Consider the following 21,098-nt stretch of genomic DNA (forward strand, 5'->3'; position numbering starts at 1 on the left):
CGGCTAGAGAAGGAGAAAGGTGCTCGCTATGCTGAAAATTTATGTGGGATCCCAAAACCCAACGAAAATTGAATCCGTAAAAAGTGTATTTCCGGACATGGAAGTCATCGGAATGGAAGTAGAATCGAAGGTTGCAGCTCAACCTTTTTCTGATGAAGAGACATTAGAAGGGGCAATCAACCGTGCGAGGGAATGTGCATCTCAAAACAAAGCCAATATAGGAATTGGACTTGAAGGTGGAGTCATGGAGATTGAAGATGATCTCTACCTATGTAATTGGGGGGCGCTAGTAGATAGTAAAGAGAACGTCTACACCGCGAGCGGTGCTCGTATCCCCCTTCCTGATGAAATTAAAGCAGGATTGGAAAAAGGGAAAGAGCTTGGGGAAGTCATGGATGAATATACGGACAAACATGATGTAAGAAAAAAAGAAGGGGCCATCGGGATTTTTACGAATGGCGTCATTCACAGGGAAGAAATGTTCACCCATGTAGTGAAATTGTTAAAAGGACAGTGGTCCTACGATCAATAAGAAAAGGATGCATCTTTATTCGATGCATCCTTTTCTTATGTCTTTCAGTTAATGTACATAAGATCCCGATTGAGGAACACTCCTTATCGAGATCTTTGGGGATCGTTTGCCCTCTTTGAGTGTCAGGGGTGGTTGGGGAGCGAGGCATTCCTCGCAGCTCCATCCTCTCAACACAAGTTTTGAAATCGAGTCTACCATAATCTTGCCAGGTACATGAGCCCCCTAGTAGAGAGGTTTATTCGTATAAGTAGGTGAGGACTTCAAGGGCTTGATCCAATGTCTCTACGGTTACATCAGCTTGATTAGATAATTCTTTGAGTGGGTGAATAAGAGATTCTGGTCTAACTAAAATTAACGGCTTTCCTGCTTGGATGGCCGCTCCTGCGTCCATTGCTGTATTCCACTGTTTGTATGACTCACCGAAATAAGCGATGACGGCATCAGATTTCTGCAGCAAAACACGTGTTCTGAAATTATTTATACTGGATGCAGCATCATCACGATACACTTTACTTGGCTGTTCCCCTAGGATCTTCTCTCCGATATCGTCAGAAAGTGCATGATTCTCTTGAGGACTTACGAAGTTGATGGGCAATTTTTCTTTTTCTGCTTTTTTTCTTATCTCATTTCGCCAATCATCATGAATCTGACCTGCTAAATAAATCGTTAATTCCATTGGTTTATCCTCCTTAAAAATCCCTTTTCATTAGTATGAAAGATGTGAAAAAGGAAGTCCAGCAAAGGGTCTTTTGCTGGACTTCTCTGTAGTTATGAAGATAACCTTTCCTCTTCATGGATGGGTTCTTCTTTGTTGTTCGTTTTGGAAATTGAATGTTCTTCAAAGTCACCCGTTTCCAATTGGTCTTCCGCTTCCTTGAAAGCTTCATCCAAGGCTTCAGATTCCATTCCTTCCTGACTATTCTCTGTATTTTCATTGATGGTGAACTGGCTGATTTCAGCAGAAAGTTCCTGTGAAAGTCCTTGAAGATCAGTAGCTGAATGGTGAACTTTTTCTATGGATGTTAATTGATTTTCACTAGAAGCGGCGACTTCCTCTGCTGTAGCTACTGCTTCTTCGGAAATTACACTAATACTTTGGAGCCTTTCTTTCACTTCTTCATTTACACGATCTACACCGTCAACAGCTTCATTTACTTCCTGGATTTGTTCATTCATAGATTGTACATAGGAGGCGATTCGGTCGAAAGCATCTTTCGTTTGAATGACAGCTTTCCCTTGTGAAGATTGGTAGTGTTTAAATTTCTCTGCTTCATCAGAAAGAGTCGTCATTTGGGTAGACATGACTGTGACCATTTCTTGAATGCTTCCTGCTTCCTGTTTGGAACGCTCCGCTAATTTTCTAACTTCATCGGCAACAACAGCGAAGCCTTTTCCTGCTTCACCGGCCCTGGCTGATTCAATAGCGGCATTCAGGGCTAACAGGTTTGTACTGTCCGCAATCCCTTCAATGGTTGTGACCACTTTGTTTACTTCTTCAGATTTTCGTGAAGCGTTCTGAACTTCCTCTGCCATGTGGGAGGCAAGTTCGATGAAGTCTTTGGAAGTCTTTTCTAATTCAGCGACTGTTTGTAAACCGGCATGGCCTTCGGTTTCTGCTTCCATCAGTCTGTCTTCTATTGTTCCCGTAGCTTTTTTTGTATCAGTGATCGCTTCTGTGACTTGCTGGATGAATTGGTGAGTTTCATCAATCTTTTGAGCTTGGTCCTGAGAGCCAGCTGCTACCTGACTAATGGCTTCGTTCACTTCCTCCGCTTGATTTGCTGTTTGATCAGAAATTGTTGCAAGACTTTCAGAAGATGTATTAAGGATACCTGTTGCTTGTAGTACCTTACGTACGGATTGTTCCATTCTGTCAGCCATGTGGTTAAACTGTAAGCCTAGCTCAGCCATCTCATCTTTGGAAGTCAAATCCACTCGATGAGATAGATCGCCGTCACCAATAATTGTGGCACTTTCCTTTAGACTGTTAATGGATTTTTTTATGGAACGAATCAAGAAGAAACCAGTGGTCAGTATGGCTAATAAAATGATTCCGCCAATAATTGCGAGTAATGTTGTTAACCATTGCTGTCTCTGTTGCTGCTCTTCAAGCATCGTAGTATTTAATTGATTGGCTGTGGACATAACTTGATCCACCTGACTTGAAACATCGGCTGCAATCCCTTCAAAGGATGCGCGAATGGAGTTCGCCTGTGTGAATGTATTATCCATGGAGTTAATCGTCTGTTCATACTTTAAAAGGTTCCTGCTCAAGATGGAAGACTGATCTGGATCCAAATCCATTTCTTTAATGGTTTCCTTGAAATTTTGAGAACTGGTTTTAAATGCAGATAATTGCTCAGAGTTTGGTTCATTAATGTAATTTCGTTCACTTACTTTCATGGCGAGCAAAGAATTTTTCAATGGTTCACTATTCACAGACTCAATCACATCATTGAACTTTTTATAGGACGTTTGTATGTGTTGATGCAGCCCTTTATCTTCAGTAAAGCCCACTAATTTATACATATTGACCAAAGGACCTAGTTCTTCTTCATACTCCATAGCTTTTTTAGTGATTTCCGTGAATTGATTGCCAATCTCAGGATAACTTTTATACGTTTTGGCAAAGTTCGTGGCTTTTTCTTTTACTGATTGGATGGCTGCAGTTGCTGCCTCCCCTTGGTCAGCGCTCGGCTTATGGAAGAAAGTTTGTTGTTCAATCAAGGTTTTAGACATTAAGTAATTAATTTCTTGACTATCAGCGAGTGACTGTTGAACCTTTTTTGATCGTTGTGCCATCTCTTTCTGTTCTTGAAAAAAATATGTAGAAAAAACAAAGATGGCGAAAATTCCAACGACCGCTACGATTAACAGAAAACGCATCCGGCCTTTAATCGATCTCATTCGACCCCTCCTTCGAAAAATTTGCAAATTTCTCTATATACTGATTAATTATAGAACTTTTTATCTAGTAAAACAATAGGAGGAATACGCATGGGAGGGAGTCTTTTGGCTTATATTGACTAAACATAAGTGTATTTACACCTGTTTGAATTGAGTGTATGATAGTTTTGGTCGAATCAGGAGGTTGAGCAATGCTTACTTTTTTAAAAAGAAAAGGGATTCAGTTGTCCTTTCAGGCATATTTTGTCACCGCATTAAGCTATATGGCGTTAGGGCTCTTTTCTTCACTAATTATTGGATTAATTATTAAAACGATTGGCGAACAGACAGATATTATTGTTCTATCAGAATCATTTGTAGAGATGGGTACTTTTGCAATGGACACGAAGATATGGGGCGGAGCCATTGGAGCTGCGATTGCTTATGGTCTAAAAGCGCCTCCGCTCGTCATATTTGCAGCATTATTCAGCGGAGCGTCCGGCGCAGAGTTAGGCGGCCCGGCAGGAAGTTATATTGCCGCTTTAATAGCGACGGAATTCGGAAAGATTGTCAGTAAAGAAACCAAAATAGATATCATTCTGACTCCTTTTGTCACAATTATTATAGGTTATTGTGTGGCGGCAGCGATCGGGGCCCCGATTGGACGTTTTATGGCAGGAGTAGGCAGCCTTATTAATTGGGCGACTCAACAACAGCCCATCATCATGGGGGCACTTGTGGCTGTTTTGATGGGAGTTGCATTGACAGCACCTATTTCCAGCTTGGCCATTGCTTTGATGCTCTCCTTAGATGGTGTGGCGGCCGGAGCAGCCACGGTGGGTTGTGCAGCACAAATGATCGGTTTTGCCACCATCAGTTACAGAGATAACGGATTTGGTGGTGCTCTCGCTCAAGGGATCGGAACATCTATGCTTCAAATTGCGAATGTGGTAAAAAAACCTTTGATCATACTTCCTCCAACCATAGCTGGAGCAGTCCTTGCTCCTATTGCCGCCGTCTGGTTGAGTGTAGAAAATAATGCGGCCGGTTCAGGAATGGGGACAAGTGGATTTGTGGGCCAAATTATGACATTTGAGTCCATGGGTTTCTCCTGGGAAATCTTCTGGATCATTATCGTTTTTCACTTTATAGGTCCTGCCTTGATCAGTTATCTCGTAGCCTTCTGGTTCCGCAGAAAAGGGTGGATCCAACCAGGTGATATGATTATTCAATACGATTGATGTTGTGCTAGAATAGCGTTGGAGGTGACCAGAAATGATTACACTAGAATCAGATCAGCAAATGAAAGAACTACAAAATAAACAATCTGTCATTTTTTTATTTTCTGCAGACTGGTGTCCAGATTGCAGGGTGATTGAACCATTTCTTCCAGAATTGGAGGATAAGTATTCAGATTGGACATTTGTATATGTCGATCGTGATCAATTCATCCACATCTGCGCAGAAAACGATGTTTTCGGTATTCCGAGTTTTCTTGCCTTCAAAGATGGAGAAGAAGTTGGCCGCTTTGTGAGTAAAGACCGAAAAACAAAAGAACAGATCGAAGAATTTATCAACAAACTTGACCAATAAAAAGAAACAGACCGTGCCAAGGCGCGGTCTGTTTCTTTTTATTCAATCTCCATCCCTAGACACTTGCAATTTAAGCAGAACATCAAAGGAATGAAAAAGAATCCTGCCATATCGTAGAATAGCGTTGTGCTTTTGTTATGTAGGTATAAATGTGTATAATAGAAAACGATGTAGTTTTGAAGAAACGAAAATAATGTACAAATTCTTTCTTCCCATTATAAAGGAGGAAAAAAGATGAAAATGACAAGTATCAAGATGAAGAAAAAACTTGAAGAACGATTAGCGAATGATCAATGGAAGACGACATTCAATAGAGATAAAGATACTTTCCGTGTCGAGTGGAGCCACTCAGGAAAAGGAATTACCATTACACTGCCTAATGTAATATCAAAGTATGAGGCACGGGGAGAGGAAGCTATTGATGAGCTAGAAGACCATGTGAAAGAAGCTCTTCGAGTTATGAATGAAGATCACAAGTTGACAGGTAAAGAGCAGAACATTTTTCCTGTCATAAGAGCCGCTTCTTTTCCCACGGAAACAGAACAGGGGAAAAAGTTGATTTATGTTGACCATACAGCAGAAACACGTATATATTATGCTTTGGATTTAGGCAAATCTTATCAATTGATTGATGAGAAAATGTTAAAAGATGAAGGTTGGTCTTTAGACAGGGTTAAGGAAGTGGCTGGCTTTAATGTGCGTTCTCTTCCTGTTGAAATGAAAAAAGACAGCGTGTATGGAAATGACTTCTATTTCCATTCAGCAGGGGACGGCTACGATGCAAGTCGTATCCTGAACGAAGCTCTTCTGGAAAAGCTTAAAGCTGAGTGTAAAGGTGAGCTTGCCATCAGCATCCCTCACCAGGATGTTATTATCTTTGCAGATGTCCAAAATTCTGAAGGATATGATATATTAGCCCAGATGGCTATGAAATTCTTTGCAGAAGGAACGGTGCCTGTTACTTCCTTATCGTTTTTATATGAGGATAAGCAGCTGGAACCGATTTTCATTCTTGCTCAGAAGAAACCGAATAAGGATCGAAAGGAAGAGTAGACCATGGATGTATTTTACAACAAGCAAGGAATCGGAGATGTCCTGATCATTCCAATTAAAGAAGGAAACCGCGATACTTTTAAACAGGAAGCTTACGGAGATGTAGTGAAAATAACAGATAGCAAGGACGGTTCTTTGCTTGGCTACAATATTTTCAACGCCTCTAAGTACTTTAACCTCGATGGGCAAGGGAAAATGCGTATGACCGAAGAGATGCTAACTCCAATTAAAGACCTTTTTACTGAAAATCAGCTCAACGATGTTCTAGACTTTGATTTAAGTCCAAAGTTCGTGGTTGGATATGTGAAGGAAAAAGCGGGCCACGAGAACGCCGACAAATTGAGTGTGTGTCAAGTGGATGTTGGAGATGAAACATTGCAGATTGTCTGCGGTGCGCCAAACATTGATCAGGGGCAGAAAGTCGTTGTTGCTAAAGTAGGAGCGGTTATGCCTGGTGGAATGAAAATTAAAGATGCGGAGTTGAGAGGCGTTCCTTCCTCCGGCATGATTTGTTCCGCAAAAGAGTTGAACCTACCAGATGCACCAAAAGAAAAAGGAATCTTAGTTCTTGACGAAGATGCTGTTATTGGGCAGCCTTTTGAAGTTTAATCAGGATAAAGATAAGCAAAGTAGCCCAGCTGCTTTGCTTTTTTTGATTCAAAAGTCATTTTTAAAGGTATTGTAAACCAACCAATGCCTCAAACCTGTTAAAATAGGGATAATCCTATATGTGATTTTAAAATTGAAAAGAGAGTGAACGTAATGTGGAAAGACTTAAGAAATAAGATGAAAAAATTGCTGGATACAGAAGAAAAAAATGACCAGGAGACGCTACATAAAATAGAAGAAAGAAATGATGTAAACGCTAAAACAAAAATGACGTACCGCTACCCGAAACAAGGTGAATTTCGTTTTCCTGTGATTCCGGATGCTCCAGGAAAAGCTCAAAATGAAAATGAAAGTTATCAACGTCCTCGGCGCAAGAAACCAGTTGAAAAACAGGAACCTGTGGAGGAGTTTCCCCAAAGAAAGAAAAGGCCGAGGAAAGAAGAAAATGGGACTGATGAGCTTCCGGAAACTTCATCAATCCCATTCACGCCGACCGATGTTCCATCCCCTATTTACGGTTACCAAGCACGCCAACTTACTAAAGGCTTGGAAAGGTTGGAATATGCCGTTGAAGAACAGCAATCACAACCGGAATTTTTTACGGATTCCAATGATGAAAAGCAATGGCAGGAATTGCGGAAGCGGATGAGAGCACGTGTCGATGAAGGAAATTCTAGACCGAAAACTGTTTCCGATCTACCGAAAATCCTGGAGCGGGAAGAGGCGGCCACTACGGAAAACACCTTGTCCAAGGAGACGAAGGAAGAGCCTGGAAGTGAGTACCTAAGAGACATCAGACCGAGTATATCCAAAGAGTATCGGGGTCTCACATTCGCTGATGAGGAAATGGACCAACCAGCAGAAGACTCAGTCGAAGAAACCTTATCGATGGACAATGAAAATTCAGGTGTAACAAACACACAGGATATCCCCTTAGAAAAAGGAAAAGATGAAGAACATCAAGAGGATGAAGTAGAAAAGGGGGGCAAAGAGAGCCTTTCTGAATCTCTGCAAGAGGCTATTCAAAGAGGAGAAGAAGACTCATTAAATCCTTCAGAAGTGAACGAATATGAAGAGGATGAAACGACTTCAAATTCCTTTGATGGTGAAAGAGAAACGAATGAAAGACAGACAGGCTCGTTGTCTGAACTTGAGGAAACACACAGTGTGAATCAGGCCAAAGAAGAGTCAGCTTTATCCATGGCCGATGACCAAGAAGATGCAAGCACGAATAATGAAGAAATCGAAACCGGGCAACTGGATCATTCAGATTCTGAAGTCACGGAATTACAGGATACGCAAACAGAACTTGAAAATGAGCAGGAGAACGAAGAGGAACAAGAAGAACCTTCCTCTCTTAGTGAGGAAGAGGAGATGTCTCCAAAAGAAAATACGGACCAGCCGGAAACTGAATTAGTAGAAGAACACATGGTAGAAAATCTTTCGACCTCTACCGATCCTTCTGATGAAGAAACAGAAATGTATCAACAAACCGAAGTGGAAAAACCTAAGAGTGCAGAACCACCTCAATTTGAAAACGAAACGAAAAATAAAAAGGCCTCAAATGCCCATGAACCTTCGAAAAAGAAAGAGGGGGCAAAACGTAGTGTGCCTTTTAATGTCCTGATGACGCCACGGGACAAAAGAAATCGTGATCATGGAAATATCCCTAACAGGCAGGAGAAAAAGCCTGAACCAAAAAAAGGTGAACCTGCAGTCAAGGAAGTCATAGAAGAAAAAAGTGAAAGAATAGAGTACCATACGCCTCTTCATCTGCTTGAAGACCCAGTACGTCCAACTTCTCTAGATGATAGTTGGATAACAGAACAAATGGAACTACTTGAAACGACTCTTCGACACTTCCATGTGCGTGCAAAAGTCGTTAATGCAATGAAAGGTCCAACAGTCACAAGGTTTGAAGTGCAGCCGGAACCAGGGGTCAAAGTGAGTAAAATTACCAACTTGTCTGATGATATCAAACTTAGTATGGCAGCAAGAGACATAAGAATAGAGGCGCCGATCCCAGGAAAACAAGCCGTAGGAATCGAAATCCCTAATAAACAATCCATGATGGTCGGGTTGCAGGAGATCTTTGAATCCGAAGCTTTCCAAAATGATGATTCCCCACTGACGGTTGGATTAGGTCTCGATATCGGTGGAGATTCTATAGTTACAAACTTGAAGAAAATGCCTCACGGTTTGATTGCGGGTGCGACGGGATCAGGAAAGAGTGTATGTATCAACACGATCTTGATCAGCCTTTTGTATAAAGCACACCATGAAGATGTGAAGTTTTTGCTTATTGATCCGAAAATGGTGGAACTCGCCCCCTATAATGACCTTCCGCACCTTGTGTCACCGGTTATTACAGACGTTAAAGCAGCCACCACTGCATTGAAGTGGGCTGTGAAAGAAATGGAAGAGCGTTATGAAAAATTTGTAGAAGAAGGGGTGCGGGACGTTGAGCGTTACAATGAAAAAATGAAGAAGCAACAGAGAGACTCTGAGAAACTTCCTTATTTAGTCATTGTCATTGATGAGCTCGCCGACCTAATGATGGTTTCCCCACAGGATGTCGAAGATGCTATTTGCCGCATCGCACAAAAAGCAAGGGCCTGCGGAATTCATTTGCTGCTAGCAACCCAGCGACCGTCTGTGGATGTCATTACCGGATTGATCAAAGCTAATATACCGACAAGGATCGCTTTTAGTGTGTCATCACAAGTGGATTCTAGAACCATCATTGATTCAGGGGGAGCCGAAAAACTTCTGGGTAGAGGCGATATGCTCTTTGTTGAAAATGGTTCAGGTCAGCCTGTTCGTATCCAAGGGGCTTTAGTTTCTGATGATGAAATTGAAAGAGTGACTCACCATGTGAAAAAGGTCGCTCCTCCGCAATACCTCTTTCACCAGGAAGAGTTGATGAAGCAGGTTTCCACAGAAGAAGAAACGGATGAAATATTTGACGAAGCTGTAGATTTTGTTCTTGAGCATAATGGAGCAAGTGCGTCACTTATTCAGCGCCGGTTCAAGGTAGGGTACAATCGGGCCGCCCGATTGATTGACCAGATGGAAGCCTATGGAATTATTTCGGAACAAAAAGGAAGTAAGCCGAGAGACATCTTATTAACAAGGCAGCAAATCGAAGAAATGATGGAGTAAATCGTTCATTTCGGCAAAAACCTTGTGCAAAACTTCTCAATTTTATATGATTAACAGTGAATGAAAACGAGAGAGATCACGACCTCTATGTTTAAGGAGTTAAGCCATGAAGGAAATAGCACTGAAGTTGAATGGCGAAATCAGCCGGTTAACGAACAAAACGTTTAAATTTGATGAACGTGTAGCAGAAGGCTGGTTTTCTGCTGTCTACTTTTTAAAGACAAGAGATATTGTAGAAAATCATTTACCTGATAATAAAGTAACGATGCAATTTTTTCAAAAGGATCATGCGGTACTATGCGGAACCGATGAAGTCATCGCGTTGATTCATACGTTCGCCGAGCACCCGGAAGAGCTTGAAATCCATTCTTTGAAAGACGGAGATAAAATCAGTCCTTATGAGACTGTTCTAACAGTTACTGGTCCTTATCAGTATTTCGGGTTTTTAGAAGGGATTATTGATGGGATCTTAGCGAGAAGAACATCTGTTGCCACCAATGTATATAATGTCGTTAAAGCAGCTCGTTCATCCGGTAAGCAGAAACCAATCATTTTTATGGGTGACCGGGATGATCATTTCACGCAGCAATCAGGCGATGGTTATTCTGCTTTTATTGGTGGTTCCACAGCTCAAGCGACCCACGCCATGAATGAGTGGTGGGGCAAAGAGGGCATGGGGACCATGCCTCATGCGTTGATCCAGATGTTCAAAGGCGATGTCGTAGCCGCAACGAAAGCCTATCATCAACAATTTCCAGATGATCAATTGATGGCCCTTGTTGATTACAACAATGATGTCATAACTGATTCTTTAAATGTAGCTCGAGAATTCGGAGATGAATTGAAAGGTGTTCGTTTAGATACTTCACGTAACCTGGTGGACAAATACTTCTTAAGAAATCAGCATCTTATGGGTACTTTTGATCCAAGGGGAGTAAACCCTGAATTAATTTTTGCTCTCAGACGTGCCTTGGACCAGGAAGGGTACAAGCATGTGAAAATTGTAGTCAGCGGTGGATTTACCAAAGAACGCATTCGAGCATTTGAAGAAAAGAAAGTACCTGTAGATATGTACGGTGTCGGTGGTAGTTTATTGAAAATTGGAATTGGTTTTACAGGGGATAATGTATTGATTGATGGTGAACCTCAAGCCAAGGAAGGTAGAAGGTACAAGCATAATCCACGCTTGGAATATGTTGAATATACTGGAGCAGAGGAATGATCGCTTGAGAAAGGCACGGACATCGATGGTTTGTGCCTTTTGATTGGGTCATATTTACTTTTTCTGCAGTCCATTCCGTGATATGATTAGGTAATGCAGGTGCGCGGTTTTTTATAGCGCAACTTTAAATCGCATATCCATGATTATTACATATACTATACTTAAAGTGACCCACTTTATTTTGGAGGTTCTTGTTTATGACAACTTACCATTTCATTGGTATCAAAGGAACAGGAATGAGTTCGCTTGCCCAGATTCTTCATGATTCTGGTGAGAAAGTTCAAGGATCAGATGTTGAAAAACGTTTTTTTACTCAGGAAGTTTTAGAATCTAAGAATATAGAAATCCTGCCTTTTTCAAAGGGAAATATTCATGAAGGATTGACGATCATTGCTGGGAATGCTTTTAGTGATGACCATGAGGAAATCCAAGAAGCAAAAGAGCAGGGACTGCCGTTTTATCGGTATCATGAGTTTTTAGGAGAGTGGCTGCAGAATTATACAAGTATTGCAGTGACTGGTGCCCATGGAAAGACCTCAACGACAGGATTATTGGCACATGTCTTATCTGAAAACTACCCGACTTCATATCTTATTGGAGATGGTACAGGTAAGGGACATGAGAATAGCCAATATTTTGCTTTTGAGGCGTGCGAATATCGCCGTCACTTCCTTTCGTATCAACCGGATTACGCCATCATGACGAATATTGATTTTGATCATCCTGATTATTTCAGTAGTATTGATGATGTATTCCAGGCCTTTCAGGAAATGGCGAAACAAGTGAAAAAAGGAATCATTGCTTGTGGGGACGATGAGCACCTCCAACATATCCAAGCGAATGTACCGGTTCTGTATTATGGACTGGCAGATACCAATGATTTCCAAGCTCAGAACATAACCGAAACATCAGAAGGAACTTCATTTGATGTGTTCGTCAGAAATAATTATTATGATACCTTTACCATTCCACAATACGGCAATCACACCGTATTGAATGCGTTAAGTGTCATCGCTTTGTGTCATTATGAAAACATGCAGTCAGAGGAAATCAAAAAGCTTGCTACATTTAAAGGTGTTAAACGGCGGTTTACTGAAAAGCAGTGGCATGATCAGGTATTAGTAGACGATTATGCACACCATCCCATTGAAATTACAGCCACGATTGAAACGGCACGTAAAAAGTATAAGGACCGGCCTGTTGTCGCGATTTTCCAGCCTCATACGTTTACTAGAACTAAGACCTTCCTTAATGAATTTGCGGAAAGTTTGAATGAAGCGGATGAAGTTTACCTTTGCGATATCTTTGGCTCTGCCCGAGAAAATGAAGGGAAACTGACGATTAATCATCTGCAGGAGTTAATTCCAGACTCCCGTGTATTGCAATTGGAAGAAGTCGAGCAGCTTTCAGCACATGAAAATGGTGTTCTATTGTTCATGGGAGCAGGGGATATTCAGAAGTTCCAAGAGGCTTATGAAAAGCAGAACGACTAATCTAACATGCGGCTTTTATAAAAGCCGCATGTTTTTTATTCTTTAATTAAGTATATGGCTGGCTAAGGAAGACTTGGTTTTGATCCAGCCAGAACTCCTGACATTGGAAAAGTCATGGGGGTGGAAAATTATCGGTTTTTACATTACACCCGTGCTAAAGGAATGACAGGTTGTAAGCCAATCCATTCCGCGGAAGTGTCCCAATCTTCTCAAGCATCCCCATTTATCGACTGTCCAACTTAACGGCAATATCTCGCTGTTATGAAATGGAGTCTGTCCATCTAGAAAATATTTGGTGGAGTGAAATGTTAGCCAAACGATAAAAGTAAAAGGGAACTTTTTCGAACAAAATATCCGAATCTTGAAGGAATTTGGGGATTAGATAGCGAATAAGTCCATTTATAGTAGCCATCACGTTTAGAAATGCCCATTTAGGGTATAAACTAAACTGTGTTGATTACATAAGAAGGAGTGTGCAGGGGGAATGATTATTATTCTGTACATTGCTGCATTGATTGCAGCAGTGGCTTTTGCTGTTCTTGTCATATTTTTGGCGAGGACACTTACGGCGGTGCGCCGTACGATGAACAATGTTGCTGACACACTTGAGGGTGTGGAAAAGCAAATGGAAGGAATCACCTTAGAGACAACCGAGCTCTTGAATAAAACCAATAAATTGGCTGAAGATGTCGGAGAAAAGTCACAAAAGTTGAATACTTTAGTTGACGGAGTCAAAGGCATCGGTGACACAGTTCAAGAGTTCAACCAGTCCATTCGATCTGTATCCAAAGGGTTAACCCAATCAGCCCATGAAAATACGGATACAGCAGCTCAAGCCATGAAATGGGGGCAAGTGGCCATCAATTTGTGGAAAAAAGCAAAGAAAGATGAGACTAAATCTTAAGGAGGAATTCGTTTATGAGTCAACAAAATCAACAAAATGGTAATGGGAGAGATTTCGTACTAGGTTCCTTAATTGGTGGACTGGTAGGAGCTGCCGTCGCACTACTTTTCGCACCAAAGTCTGGTCGTGAACTTAGAGAAAATATCAATAGTAGTTCCAGTGAATGGAAAGAGCGTGCAGGAGAGTGGAAAGACGTTGCTTATGAAAAAGGTGGCGTATGGAAAGATAAGGCTGTAGAGTCTTCTTCCCAACTTTCTAAAAACGTAACAGAGAAATCCCAGCAGTTCAGTGGAGCTGTGAAAGATAAAGTGAAGAACTTCCGTTCAAATGAAGAAGATGAAGCTGAAAAAGCAGCTCAAGAAGTGGCAGAAGCCATTGAGGAAGCTGCACAAGAGCTTGAAAAGCAGCAAGATTCCACGACATCATCTAATTTATAATGAAATATGAGATGGGGGTTGAACATTCAACCTCCATCTTTTCTGTTGAAGGAGGAATCATCTTGAAACAAGAAGTGATTAAAAATAAAGAGGAATTTATAAACATCGTAGAAGCGAACCACGAGTTTTTCTTACTGAAGCATAGTTTAACATGTCCGATTAGTGCAGCCGCTCACCAACAGTACGATCGCTTTGCTGAAGAAACATCTGTTCCATGCTTTATCCTTTATGTACAGGAATCGAGAGAATTGTCCGGTCACATTGCTGAATTCACAGGAATCCGTCATGAGTCTCCTCAGGTCATTCAGTTTCAAGAAGGTGAAGCTGTATGGCATGACAGTCACTCAGCAATTACTAAGGAGAGATTATTGGGAGTCTAACATGTGTAGGCCTGCCAAAGAGCAGGCCATTTTTTGTTTAGGAAGCTAATGATTATGAAGGTTCATTAAACTTTTCATAAAGAATTTCATGAAAACCTTTTATAGGGGTGACAACTGTCGAAATATTAGCTATAATTGTCCCTAATTATTTAAAGTATTCATCCATTTCATAACACTAAATTCTTTGTAGGGGGACGAACATAATGAGTAATCAAAATCTTGACCAGCTGCGTAGCCAATTAGATGAGGTAAATTTACAGCTTTTGAATTTAATCAATAAACGCGGTGATCTGGTAAAGGAAATTGGTCAGATCAAAGAGCAGCAGGGGATGAACCGTTTTGATCCTGTGAGAGAAAGAGCCATGCTCAACCAATTATCTCAACATAATAAGGGTCCTTTCGAGGATTCAACAATCGTTCACTTATTCAAAGAAATTTTCAAGGCAGCCTTGGAGTTACAAGAAGATGATCACAGGAAAGCCCTGCTTGTATCACGGAAGAAAAAACCTGAAGATACAGTTGTAGAAATTAAAGGAGAAAAGGTTGGAAGTGGAGCACCTTCCTTCATCATGGGGCCTTGTTCCGTAGAAAGTTATGAACAAGTCTCAACCGTTGCAAAAGCTGTCAAAGATCAAGGGCTTAAACTTCTGCGCGGAGGTGCATTCAAGCCAAGAACATCCCCTTACGATTTCCAGGGGCTGGGGATCGAAGGTCTTAAGATGCTTAAACAGGCAGCAGACGAACAAGACTTAGCAGTTGTCAGTGAAATCGTAAATCCTGCGGACTTGGAAGAAGCCCTGGATTACTTGGATGTTATCCAAATTGGTGCACGTAATATGCAGAACTTCGAACTTCTTAAAGCGGCCGGCTCTGTGAATAAACCGGTCCTATTAAAAAGAGGGATGTCCGCGACAATTTCTGAGTTCATCAATGCAGCGGAATACATTATTTCAAGAGGAAACCAAGATATCATTCTTTGTGAACGGGGCATCCGTACGTATGAAAAAGCAACGAGAAATACCCTGGATATCTCTGCAGTACCTATCCTAAAACAAGAAACTCACTTACCTGTAATGGTGGATGTTACACATTCTACAGGGCGTCGTGATCTATTACTACCTGCTGCAAAAGCGGCTTTAGCTATTGGTGCAGATGGAGTAATGGCAGAGGTTCATCCAGACCCAGCTGTAGCCCTGTCCGATTCAGCACAACAAATGGATATCCCGACGTTCCACTCATTCATGGAAGAATTAAAAAATATTTAAAGACCCACATTTTATCCTTGCGAAGTCATAGATGAGAGCAATTGCTATGAAAAGTTAGGCTGGTCAGCCAGTCTAACTTTTTTTGTGTTCTCAGGCTCTTCCAATTGATGATTCTATGGAAATCTCATTAATGGAGTTTACCTTTATCTTATTCTTTTGCAGGGAAGCGGCTATCCGTTATAATATTTAGGGTATAATAATACAGAGAAAAGTTACGAATATTGCGCGGGTAAGGGATTTATCGTATGATTATCCTATTGAACAAAAAAGAACGACTGGATTTGACGAAGGAGGATGCATGATGAATGTAACAATATATGATGTAGCAAGAGAGGCCAATGTATCGATGGCGACGGTATCGAGGGTGGTTAATGGGAACCCGAATGTAAAACCTGCGACTCGCAAAAAAGTACATGATGCCATTGAAAGACTAGGGTACCGTCCGAACGCTGTCGCTCGTGGATTAGCAAGCAAGAAAACGACAACCGTCGGAGTAATCATTCCCGATATTTCAAGTATTTTCTTTGCTGAACTAGCGCGCGGAATTGAAGATATCGCAACGATGTATAATTATAATATTATTCTGAGTAACTCTGATCAGAATAAAGATAAAGAACTTCATTTAATCAATGCCATGTTAGGTAAACAAGTGGACGGGCTGATCTTCATGGGCGGAGACATTACCGAAGATCATATCCGTGAATTCAAAACTTCATCTGTACCGATTGCTCTGGCTGCAACGGTGGATGAGACAAAAGAAACACCATCTGTCAATATCAATTACGAAGAGGCTGCTTATGATGCAACGAAGCTGCTGCTTGAAAATAACAAGCAAATCGCTTTTGTATCAGGACCGGAAAATACGGTGATTAATACAGAAAAAGTAGAAGGCTTCAAACGTGCCATGAAAGAAAGTGGTGAAGACCAGCCAGAAAAATGGATGGTTACGGGCGATTACTCTTATGATTCAGGACTTGAAGCTTTAGAACAGATCGTGGAGATGGATAATCAGCCGACTGCGATTTTCGTCTCTTCAGATGAAATGGCTCTTGGTGTTATACACGGCGCACAAGACCGCGGGATTCGTGTTCCAGAGGACATGGAAGTCTTCGGCTTTGATAACACACGTTTAGCTACAATGGTACGCCCAACGCTTTCTACAGTGGTGCAGCCGATGTACGATATTGGTGCGGTGGCGATGCGTCTACTGACGAAATTCATGAATAAGGAAGAAGTAGAAGAGCAGAACGTCATTTTGCCACATAGAATTATCGAAAGAAACTCAACTCAGCAGAAATAGTACCGATATATGTACTATAAGGTACTTGTTCGAAACTGAGGAGAGAGTGGAATGACAAAAAAAGATTTATTGACTCCCATCGGAATTACTGTCGGATTTGCCATGGTCATGTTTGGGATCATGGCAAACGCCGGTTTCGGGGGATTTAAGTCGTTTATTCAAGTGTCTTCGATCTTGATCGTTCTTGGGGGTCTTACGGCAGCGATTCTAGTAAACTTCAATATGAGTGAAGTGAAGCTCACGTTCCGGGTGACCAAAGAGGCTTTTAAAACGAGTGACATGAATTTAAGAGATTTGATTTCCTTATTCGTCAGCTTATCGGAAAAAGCAAGGAGAGAAGGTTTACTTGCTCTTGAGACAGAACTGGAAGAAGTAGAAGATCCTTTTATTAAGAAGGGGATTCTTCTTGCTGTAGATGGAATCGAACCAGAGGTCATCAACGACATTATGAAAGCAGAAATCGTAGCTGTTGAAGAGCGGCATCAAAAAGGCAGAGCAATTATTGAGAAGGCAGGGGAGTATGCACCTGCATGGGGGATGATTGGGACTCTGATTGGCTTGGTTCTTATGTTACAAAGCTTATCCAATCCTGCAACTCTTGGCCCTCAAATGGCTGTAGCTCTGCTCACTACTTTTTACGGTACATTGCTTGCCAACTTAGTTTTTATCCCAATGGCCGGAAAGCTTGAAAACAAAACGTATGAAGAAATATTCATAAAACAAGTCATTATTGAAGGTGTCATTGGTGTTCAGTCAGGACAAAACCCTAAGATCTTAGAAGAGAAACTGAGCGCTTTTCTATCTGAGAGTGATAAAAATCTCGAAGAAAAAGAACAAGTAGAGGAAGAAACATTAGGAGCTACAGCTAATGAATCTTAGGCGTAGAAAGGAAAAAAAGAAGGGTGCACCGAAATGGATGACTACATATGCGGATATGATTACATTGGTGCTTGTGTTTTTCATTCTTCTATTCTCCATGTCTCAAATTAATCTAGTGAAATTTGAAGCCATAGCAGAATCCTTTCGTAATCGGATGATCTTCGATTTTTATCCATCAGCTATTGAGAGCGACTATCCTACAGAGCAAACCAAGATCCAGGAGAATGGGGAGAAAAATAATGAATTTGAAGACCCCACAGAAAACCCGGATCATGTTGCATCCAAAGAGGCCGAGCAGAAGGAAGATCTCGAAGAACTAAAAAAAGAAATTGATGAGTTTCTTAAGGAAAACGAACTCAGTGACATCATTGCTGCCACTCAAACAGAACGGGGAGTTGTGCTGGTCTTAGAAGAACAATTGCTGTTTGAAACGAGCCGTGCTGAAGTTCTGGATGGAGCGAAACCTTTCTTGACAAAAGTAGGGACACTGTTAACGAACATTCCTAATTTCGTGAAAGTGGAGGGCCATACCGACAATCGGCAGATCAACACCTATCGTTATCCTTCAAATTGGGAGTTATCTGGAGCTAGAGCAAGCAGCGTCATTCGCTATATCCTTACGAATACAGAAGGCTTAGATCCTAAACGCTTTACTGCGGTCGCTTATGCAGAAACAAGACCGGTTGCGCCGAATGACTCGGAAAAAAATTGGAGCAAAAACCGGAGAGTGGAAATTGTAATTCTTGATCCGGATTATGAAAGTTCCTCTACCTAAACAAAGCCACTACTGAAAGAGTAGTGGCTTTTTCTTTATTACATAGAATTGAATTTCTTTTGATTGTGGATTAATTGTAAGGCTTTTGCTAACACTTTTTTGTTTTTTTCCGTTATTTCTTCCCGGCGTGGGATTGGCTTGAATGCATCAGATGGATCATGCCATGTTTCTATCAGATTAACCGGAGATTCCTTCTGCCATTTTTGAACCCACTCTACTGGTAAGGAACCTTGAAAAGGGGTTTGATCGTTCATCACTTTCCAAATTTGTGCCCAAGCACGTGGGACCACTCTCCAAATGTCATAACCGCCCCCACCGAGAGCAATCCATTTACCTTCACAATATTCGTGAGCGAGTTCATGAGCCAATTTAGGAATAGCTTCGTAAATTTTCATTGTGGAGCACAAATGAGTTAAAGGGTCAAAATGGTGGGCATCCGCCCCATTTTGTGTGACAATGACATCCGGTTTAAAGAAATCGACAATTTCCCTGAAAGCGGATTCATAAACGTTTAAAAAAGATTCATCTTCCGTAAAAGCATCGATTGGTATATTGAAAGAATAGCCGTAGCCTTCTTTCAATCCACGTTCATTTACGTTTCCCGTGCCGGGAAAGAGGTATCGTCCTGTTTCATGAATGGAAAAAGTGCATACGTTCGGGTCATCATAAAAAGCCCACTGAACACCATCTCCATGGTGCGCATCGGTATCTACATACAGGACTTTAGCTTTGTACTTTTCTCGTATATATTTTATTCCTACGGCACCATCGTTATAGATGCAAAATCCAGAGGCTTTACGTTCAAAACCGTGATGCAAGCCCCCGCCAAGGTTCAATGCGTGCTTCACGTTTCCTTCCATGACTGCATCAATTGCCGATAATGTACTCCCGACGAGTAACTGAGATGCTTTATGCATGCCTTTAAAAATCGGAGTGTCTTCGGTGCCTATCCCGTACTCCATACCTTCATCTTCTGTCAATAACCCTTGCCCAGCTTTCTTGACAGCTTCGATATACTTTTTACTATGCGCGAGCGACAACTCCTCTTCTGTAGCCAAACGTGGAGCTATCATATCCTTTTCAGATAACGCACCTGCAGCTTCTAACAATTCTTTGGTCATCACCACACGCATTTGATTGAAAGGATGATCCTCACGAAAACGGTACGTCGTAAAATCATCGGAGTAGACGAATCCAGCATGACACGTCATGTTGGAATCCCTGGCATTTGAGGCCAAAGAACTTCGTAGCCTTCAGATTTTAAGTCTTCGATCGTAGGCAAGGGATTCATAGTTTGAATTCTTACAACAATGATTTTGTATTTAGGATCAGGTTTATAAGGATAAATGAGGACTGAGCTGATATTTACTTTTCTTTTACCGAATACTTGAGTGACTTGTGGGAGTATGCCTGGTTTGTTGATTACTTTCACTTCAATTTGTGAACTTTGGACGTGTGTACCCGTCAGTTGAATGAGCGTGTACAACATGTCTTTTTCTGTTATGATTCCGACCAGTTTTTCATCTCGAGTCACGGGTACACAGGCAATTTCCTGCTCATAAAAGATTGATGCCACTTCCTCTACAAAATCCAGAGGATGAACCGTTGTCACAGGAGAGGTCATAATGGAGCGAATCGGGTTTTTCAGCTCTTCATAATTGGTTTCTTTTTCAAAGGTTGAAGGACTTGCATCTCTGACATCGCGATCAGAGACGATACCAATGACTTCATTTTCTTCGTTGATAATCGGGATATGGCGAATATGATGTTCATGAAGGAGTTTCAGTGCTTTCTCAATGGTTTCTTCAGGTGAAAGTGTAATGACTTTCTCTTTCATGATTTCTTCCACTAACATATGACTACCTCCTCATTCGGTATTGGTGTCTTGTTAAAAACCTTAATTTATCAAATTGTTCAACAGAAGACTCGGAAACATGGCGTCCTATTTTCACCATCAAGCAGTTTGCAGGGTGGGAAATGATTTCTGGATCATCGGTTGGAGAGGGAGTAAGTCCACCTGCTGCCATCATTTTTTCCATGACTTTTCGATAATCCCAAATGTTCAGCCCTGTTCCTTTGAGATCCCAGTGCCAATAATATTCGGTTGAGATGATGATGTAGTTCTCCATATACTCATCCATCATAGAGACTTTCAATAGTCGAGAACCAATCCGATAGCCACGAAACTTGGGGATGACTTCAATTGCTCCAAGCTCTATGAGGTCCTCCATGTTTCCTTCTGACCAACGTTCTAGAGGGTCTGGGTGGAGATAAGTTACATACCCGACGATTTCTTCATTGTGCCTTGCAATAATAATGCGTCCTTCTTCAAAGTCTGCAATTCCTTTAATGGCCTCGAATTGTTTTTCTGAAGGGCGGAAGGCAGTTAAACCTTCATTGAATGTGTACTTCTCAAGATCATTAGAGGGCAATGGACCTTCTACGATGACAGGTCCATGTTCTGTGTCAAATGCCTCGTAATGATACGTCTTTTCATGATTCATTCAGCCACCACCTGTCATAGATTGATAGATTATTTTACTAATTTCCTCCATTATACATGAAACCCTGCTTGTTTTTCATGATGAATACAAAAATCCGACCGGCA

At 41.4% G+C, this 21,098-nt stretch carries 20 protein-coding genes; 15 read left to right on the top strand and 5 right to left on the bottom strand.

From position 1 onward, the window contains the following. Positions 1–31 precede the first annotated feature (31 nt). Complete coding sequence (locus HFA01_RS00095) at positions 32–532, top strand: DUF84 family protein (RefSeq protein WP_146812614.1); 501 nt, start codon at positions 32–34, stop codon at positions 530–532. A 235-nt stretch (positions 533–767) separates the two neighbouring features. Here the strand turns inward: HFA01_RS00095 and HFA01_RS00100 are convergent, their stop codons facing one another. Together HFA01_RS00100 and HFA01_RS00105 are read right to left on the bottom strand one after the other, a co-directional pair. Beyond that, complete coding sequence (locus HFA01_RS00100; protein WP_146812538.1) at positions 768–1,208, bottom strand: YtoQ family protein; 441 nt, start codon at positions 1,206–1,208, stop codon at positions 768–770. A 92-nt stretch (positions 1,209–1,300) separates the two neighbouring features. After that, positions 1,301–3,439 carry a methyl-accepting chemotaxis protein gene (locus tag HFA01_RS00105; protein WP_146812539.1) on the bottom strand — a complete coding sequence of 713 codons (2,139 nt, stop codon included), beginning with the start codon at positions 3,437–3,439 and terminating at the stop codon, positions 1,301–1,303. Positions 3,440–3,630: 191 nt separating this feature from the next. On the opposite strand from HFA01_RS00105, the gene HFA01_RS00110 reads away from it, so the two are divergent. From HFA01_RS00110 to motS, 14 genes are all read left to right on the top strand, one after another. Next, positions 3,631–4,659: a PTS sugar transporter subunit IIC gene (locus tag HFA01_RS00110; RefSeq protein WP_146812540.1), complete on the top strand. Its 1,029-nt coding sequence runs from the start codon at positions 3,631–3,633 to the stop codon at positions 4,657–4,659. A 34-nt stretch (positions 4,660–4,693) separates the two neighbouring features. Continuing rightward, complete coding sequence (locus HFA01_RS00115; RefSeq protein ID WP_146812541.1) at positions 4,694–5,011, top strand: thioredoxin family protein; 318 nt, start codon at positions 4,694–4,696, stop codon at positions 5,009–5,011. Between the two features lie 234 nt (positions 5,012–5,245). Then, positions 5,246–6,064, top strand: a complete 819-nt coding sequence (locus HFA01_RS00120) for a DUF1444 domain-containing protein (RefSeq protein WP_146812542.1) — start codon at positions 5,246–5,248, stop codon at positions 6,062–6,064. A gap of 3 nt (positions 6,065–6,067) precedes the next feature. Then, positions 6,068–6,673 (top strand): YtpR family tRNA-binding protein, encoded by a 606-nt coding sequence (ytpR, locus tag HFA01_RS00125; RefSeq protein ID WP_146812543.1) that lies wholly within the window; start codon positions 6,068–6,070, stop codon positions 6,671–6,673. 153 nt (positions 6,674–6,826) lie between these two features. Continuing rightward, positions 6,827–9,835, top strand: a complete 3,009-nt coding sequence (locus HFA01_RS00130) for a DNA translocase FtsK (protein WP_167506121.1) — start codon at positions 6,827–6,829, stop codon at positions 9,833–9,835. A gap of 106 nt (positions 9,836–9,941) precedes the next feature. Further along, on the top strand, positions 9,942–11,057 hold the full coding sequence (locus tag HFA01_RS00135; RefSeq protein ID WP_146812544.1) for a nicotinate phosphoribosyltransferase: 1,116 nt from the start codon (positions 9,942–9,944) through the stop codon (positions 11,055–11,057). Positions 11,058–11,254: 197 nt separating this feature from the next. After that, on the top strand, positions 11,255–12,550 hold the full coding sequence (gene murC / locus HFA01_RS00140; protein WP_146812545.1) for a UDP-N-acetylmuramate--L-alanine ligase: 1,296 nt from the start codon (positions 11,255–11,257) through the stop codon (positions 12,548–12,550). 484 nt (positions 12,551–13,034) lie between these two features. Beyond that, the gene (locus HFA01_RS00145; RefSeq protein WP_146812546.1) at positions 13,035–13,454 is read left to right on the top strand and encodes a DUF948 domain-containing protein; all 420 of its coding nucleotides are present in this window, start codon (positions 13,035–13,037) and stop codon (positions 13,452–13,454) included. 14 nt (positions 13,455–13,468) lie between these two features. Continuing rightward, positions 13,469–13,891, top strand: coding sequence for a YtxH domain-containing protein (locus HFA01_RS00150; RefSeq protein WP_146812547.1), 423 nt, complete (start codon positions 13,469–13,471; stop codon positions 13,889–13,891). Positions 13,892–13,953: 62 nt separating this feature from the next. Continuing rightward, positions 13,954–14,271 (top strand): bacillithiol system redox-active protein YtxJ, encoded by a 318-nt coding sequence (gene ytxJ, locus HFA01_RS00155; protein ID WP_146812548.1) that lies wholly within the window; start codon positions 13,954–13,956, stop codon positions 14,269–14,271. Positions 14,272–14,474: 203 nt separating this feature from the next. Next, entirely contained in the window at positions 14,475–15,536 is a 1,062-nt protein-coding gene (locus HFA01_RS00160; protein WP_146812549.1) for a bifunctional 3-deoxy-7-phosphoheptulonate synthase/chorismate mutase, read from the top strand. Between the two features lie 301 nt (positions 15,537–15,837). After that, on the top strand, positions 15,838–16,836 hold the full coding sequence (gene ccpA / locus HFA01_RS00165) for a catabolite control protein A (RefSeq protein WP_146812550.1): 999 nt from the start codon (positions 15,838–15,840) through the stop codon (positions 16,834–16,836). 51 nt (positions 16,837–16,887) lie between these two features. Next, positions 16,888–17,715 carry a flagellar motor protein MotP gene (motP, locus tag HFA01_RS00170; protein WP_146812551.1) on the top strand — a complete coding sequence of 276 codons (828 nt, stop codon included), beginning with the start codon at positions 16,888–16,890 and terminating at the stop codon, positions 17,713–17,715. After that, positions 17,705–18,490 carry a flagellar motor protein MotS gene (gene motS / locus HFA01_RS00175; RefSeq protein ID WP_146812552.1) on the top strand — a complete coding sequence of 262 codons (786 nt, stop codon included), beginning with the start codon at positions 17,705–17,707 and terminating at the stop codon, positions 18,488–18,490. Before motP ends, motS begins: the two co-directional genes overlap by 11 nt. A gap of 38 nt (positions 18,491–18,528) precedes the next feature. Here motS and HFA01_RS00180 read toward each other — a convergent pair whose 3' ends face one another. From HFA01_RS00180 to HFA01_RS00190, 3 genes are read right to left on the bottom strand one after another with little or no spacing between them, the layout of a single operon-like run. Next, entirely contained in the window at positions 18,529–19,701 is a 1,173-nt protein-coding gene (locus HFA01_RS00180) for an acetoin utilization protein AcuC (RefSeq protein WP_146812553.1), read from the bottom strand. Beyond that, positions 19,698–20,345 carry an acetoin utilization AcuB family protein gene (locus tag HFA01_RS00185; protein ID WP_146812554.1) on the bottom strand — a complete coding sequence of 216 codons (648 nt, stop codon included), beginning with the start codon at positions 20,343–20,345 and terminating at the stop codon, positions 19,698–19,700. The genes HFA01_RS00180 and HFA01_RS00185 overlap by 4 nt, the downstream gene beginning before the upstream one ends. Positions 20,346–20,349: 4 nt before the next feature. After that, positions 20,350–20,994 carry a GNAT family N-acetyltransferase gene (locus HFA01_RS00190; protein WP_146812555.1) on the bottom strand — a complete coding sequence of 215 codons (645 nt, stop codon included), beginning with the start codon at positions 20,992–20,994 and terminating at the stop codon, positions 20,350–20,352. Positions 20,995–21,098 lie beyond the last annotated feature (104 nt).

Origin of the sequence: Halobacillus faecis, from assembly GCF_007991335.1 — a bacterium.
Taxonomy (GTDB): domain Bacteria; phylum Bacillota; class Bacilli; order Bacillales; family Halobacillaceae; genus Halobacillus; species Halobacillus faecis.

What these genes read in the sequence shown, in the direction of transcription:
- HFA01_RS00180 (WP_146812553.1), bottom strand. Translation starts at nt 19,701, where the DNA reads ATGACGTGTCATGCTGGATTCGTCTACTCCGATGATTTTACGACGTAC.
- HFA01_RS00160 (WP_146812549.1), top strand. Translation starts at nt 14,475, where the DNA reads ATGAGTAATCAAAATCTTGACCAGCTGCGTAGCCAATTAGATGAGGTA.
- motP (WP_146812551.1), top strand. Translation starts at nt 16,888, where the DNA reads ATGACAAAAAAAGATTTATTGACTCCCATCGGAATTACTGTCGGATTT.
- motS (WP_146812552.1), top strand. Translation starts at nt 17,705, where the DNA reads ATGAATCTTAGGCGTAGAAAGGAAAAAAAGAAGGGTGCACCGAAATGG.
- HFA01_RS00150 (WP_146812547.1), top strand. Translation starts at nt 13,469, where the DNA reads ATGAGTCAACAAAATCAACAAAATGGTAATGGGAGAGATTTCGTACTA.
- HFA01_RS00120 (WP_146812542.1), top strand. Translation starts at nt 5,246, where the DNA reads ATGAAAATGACAAGTATCAAGATGAAGAAAAAACTTGAAGAACGATTA.
- HFA01_RS00100 (WP_146812538.1), bottom strand. Translation starts at nt 1,208, where the DNA reads ATGGAATTAACGATTTATTTAGCAGGTCAGATTCATGATGATTGGCGA.
- HFA01_RS00135 (WP_146812544.1), top strand. Translation starts at nt 9,942, where the DNA reads ATGAAGGAAATAGCACTGAAGTTGAATGGCGAAATCAGCCGGTTAACG.
- ccpA (WP_146812550.1), top strand. Translation starts at nt 15,838, where the DNA reads ATGAATGTAACAATATATGATGTAGCAAGAGAGGCCAATGTATCGATG.
- murC (WP_146812545.1), top strand. Translation starts at nt 11,255, where the DNA reads ATGACAACTTACCATTTCATTGGTATCAAAGGAACAGGAATGAGTTCG.
- ytpR (WP_146812543.1), top strand. Translation starts at nt 6,068, where the DNA reads ATGGATGTATTTTACAACAAGCAAGGAATCGGAGATGTCCTGATCATT.
- HFA01_RS00115 (WP_146812541.1), top strand. Translation starts at nt 4,694, where the DNA reads ATGATTACACTAGAATCAGATCAGCAAATGAAAGAACTACAAAATAAA.
- HFA01_RS00190 (WP_146812555.1), bottom strand. Translation starts at nt 20,994, where the DNA reads ATGAATCATGAAAAGACGTATCATTACGAGGCATTTGACACAGAACAT.
- HFA01_RS00130 (WP_167506121.1), top strand. Translation starts at nt 6,827, where the DNA reads ATGTGGAAAGACTTAAGAAATAAGATGAAAAAATTGCTGGATACAGAA.
- HFA01_RS00105 (WP_146812539.1), bottom strand. Translation starts at nt 3,439, where the DNA reads ATGAGATCGATTAAAGGCCGGATGCGTTTTCTGTTAATCGTAGCGGTC.
- HFA01_RS00185 (WP_146812554.1), bottom strand. Translation starts at nt 20,345, where the DNA reads ATGTTAGTGGAAGAAATCATGAAAGAGAAAGTCATTACACTTTCACCT.
- HFA01_RS00145 (WP_146812546.1), top strand. Translation starts at nt 13,035, where the DNA reads ATGATTATTATTCTGTACATTGCTGCATTGATTGCAGCAGTGGCTTTT.
- HFA01_RS00110 (WP_146812540.1), top strand. Translation starts at nt 3,631, where the DNA reads ATGCTTACTTTTTTAAAAAGAAAAGGGATTCAGTTGTCCTTTCAGGCA.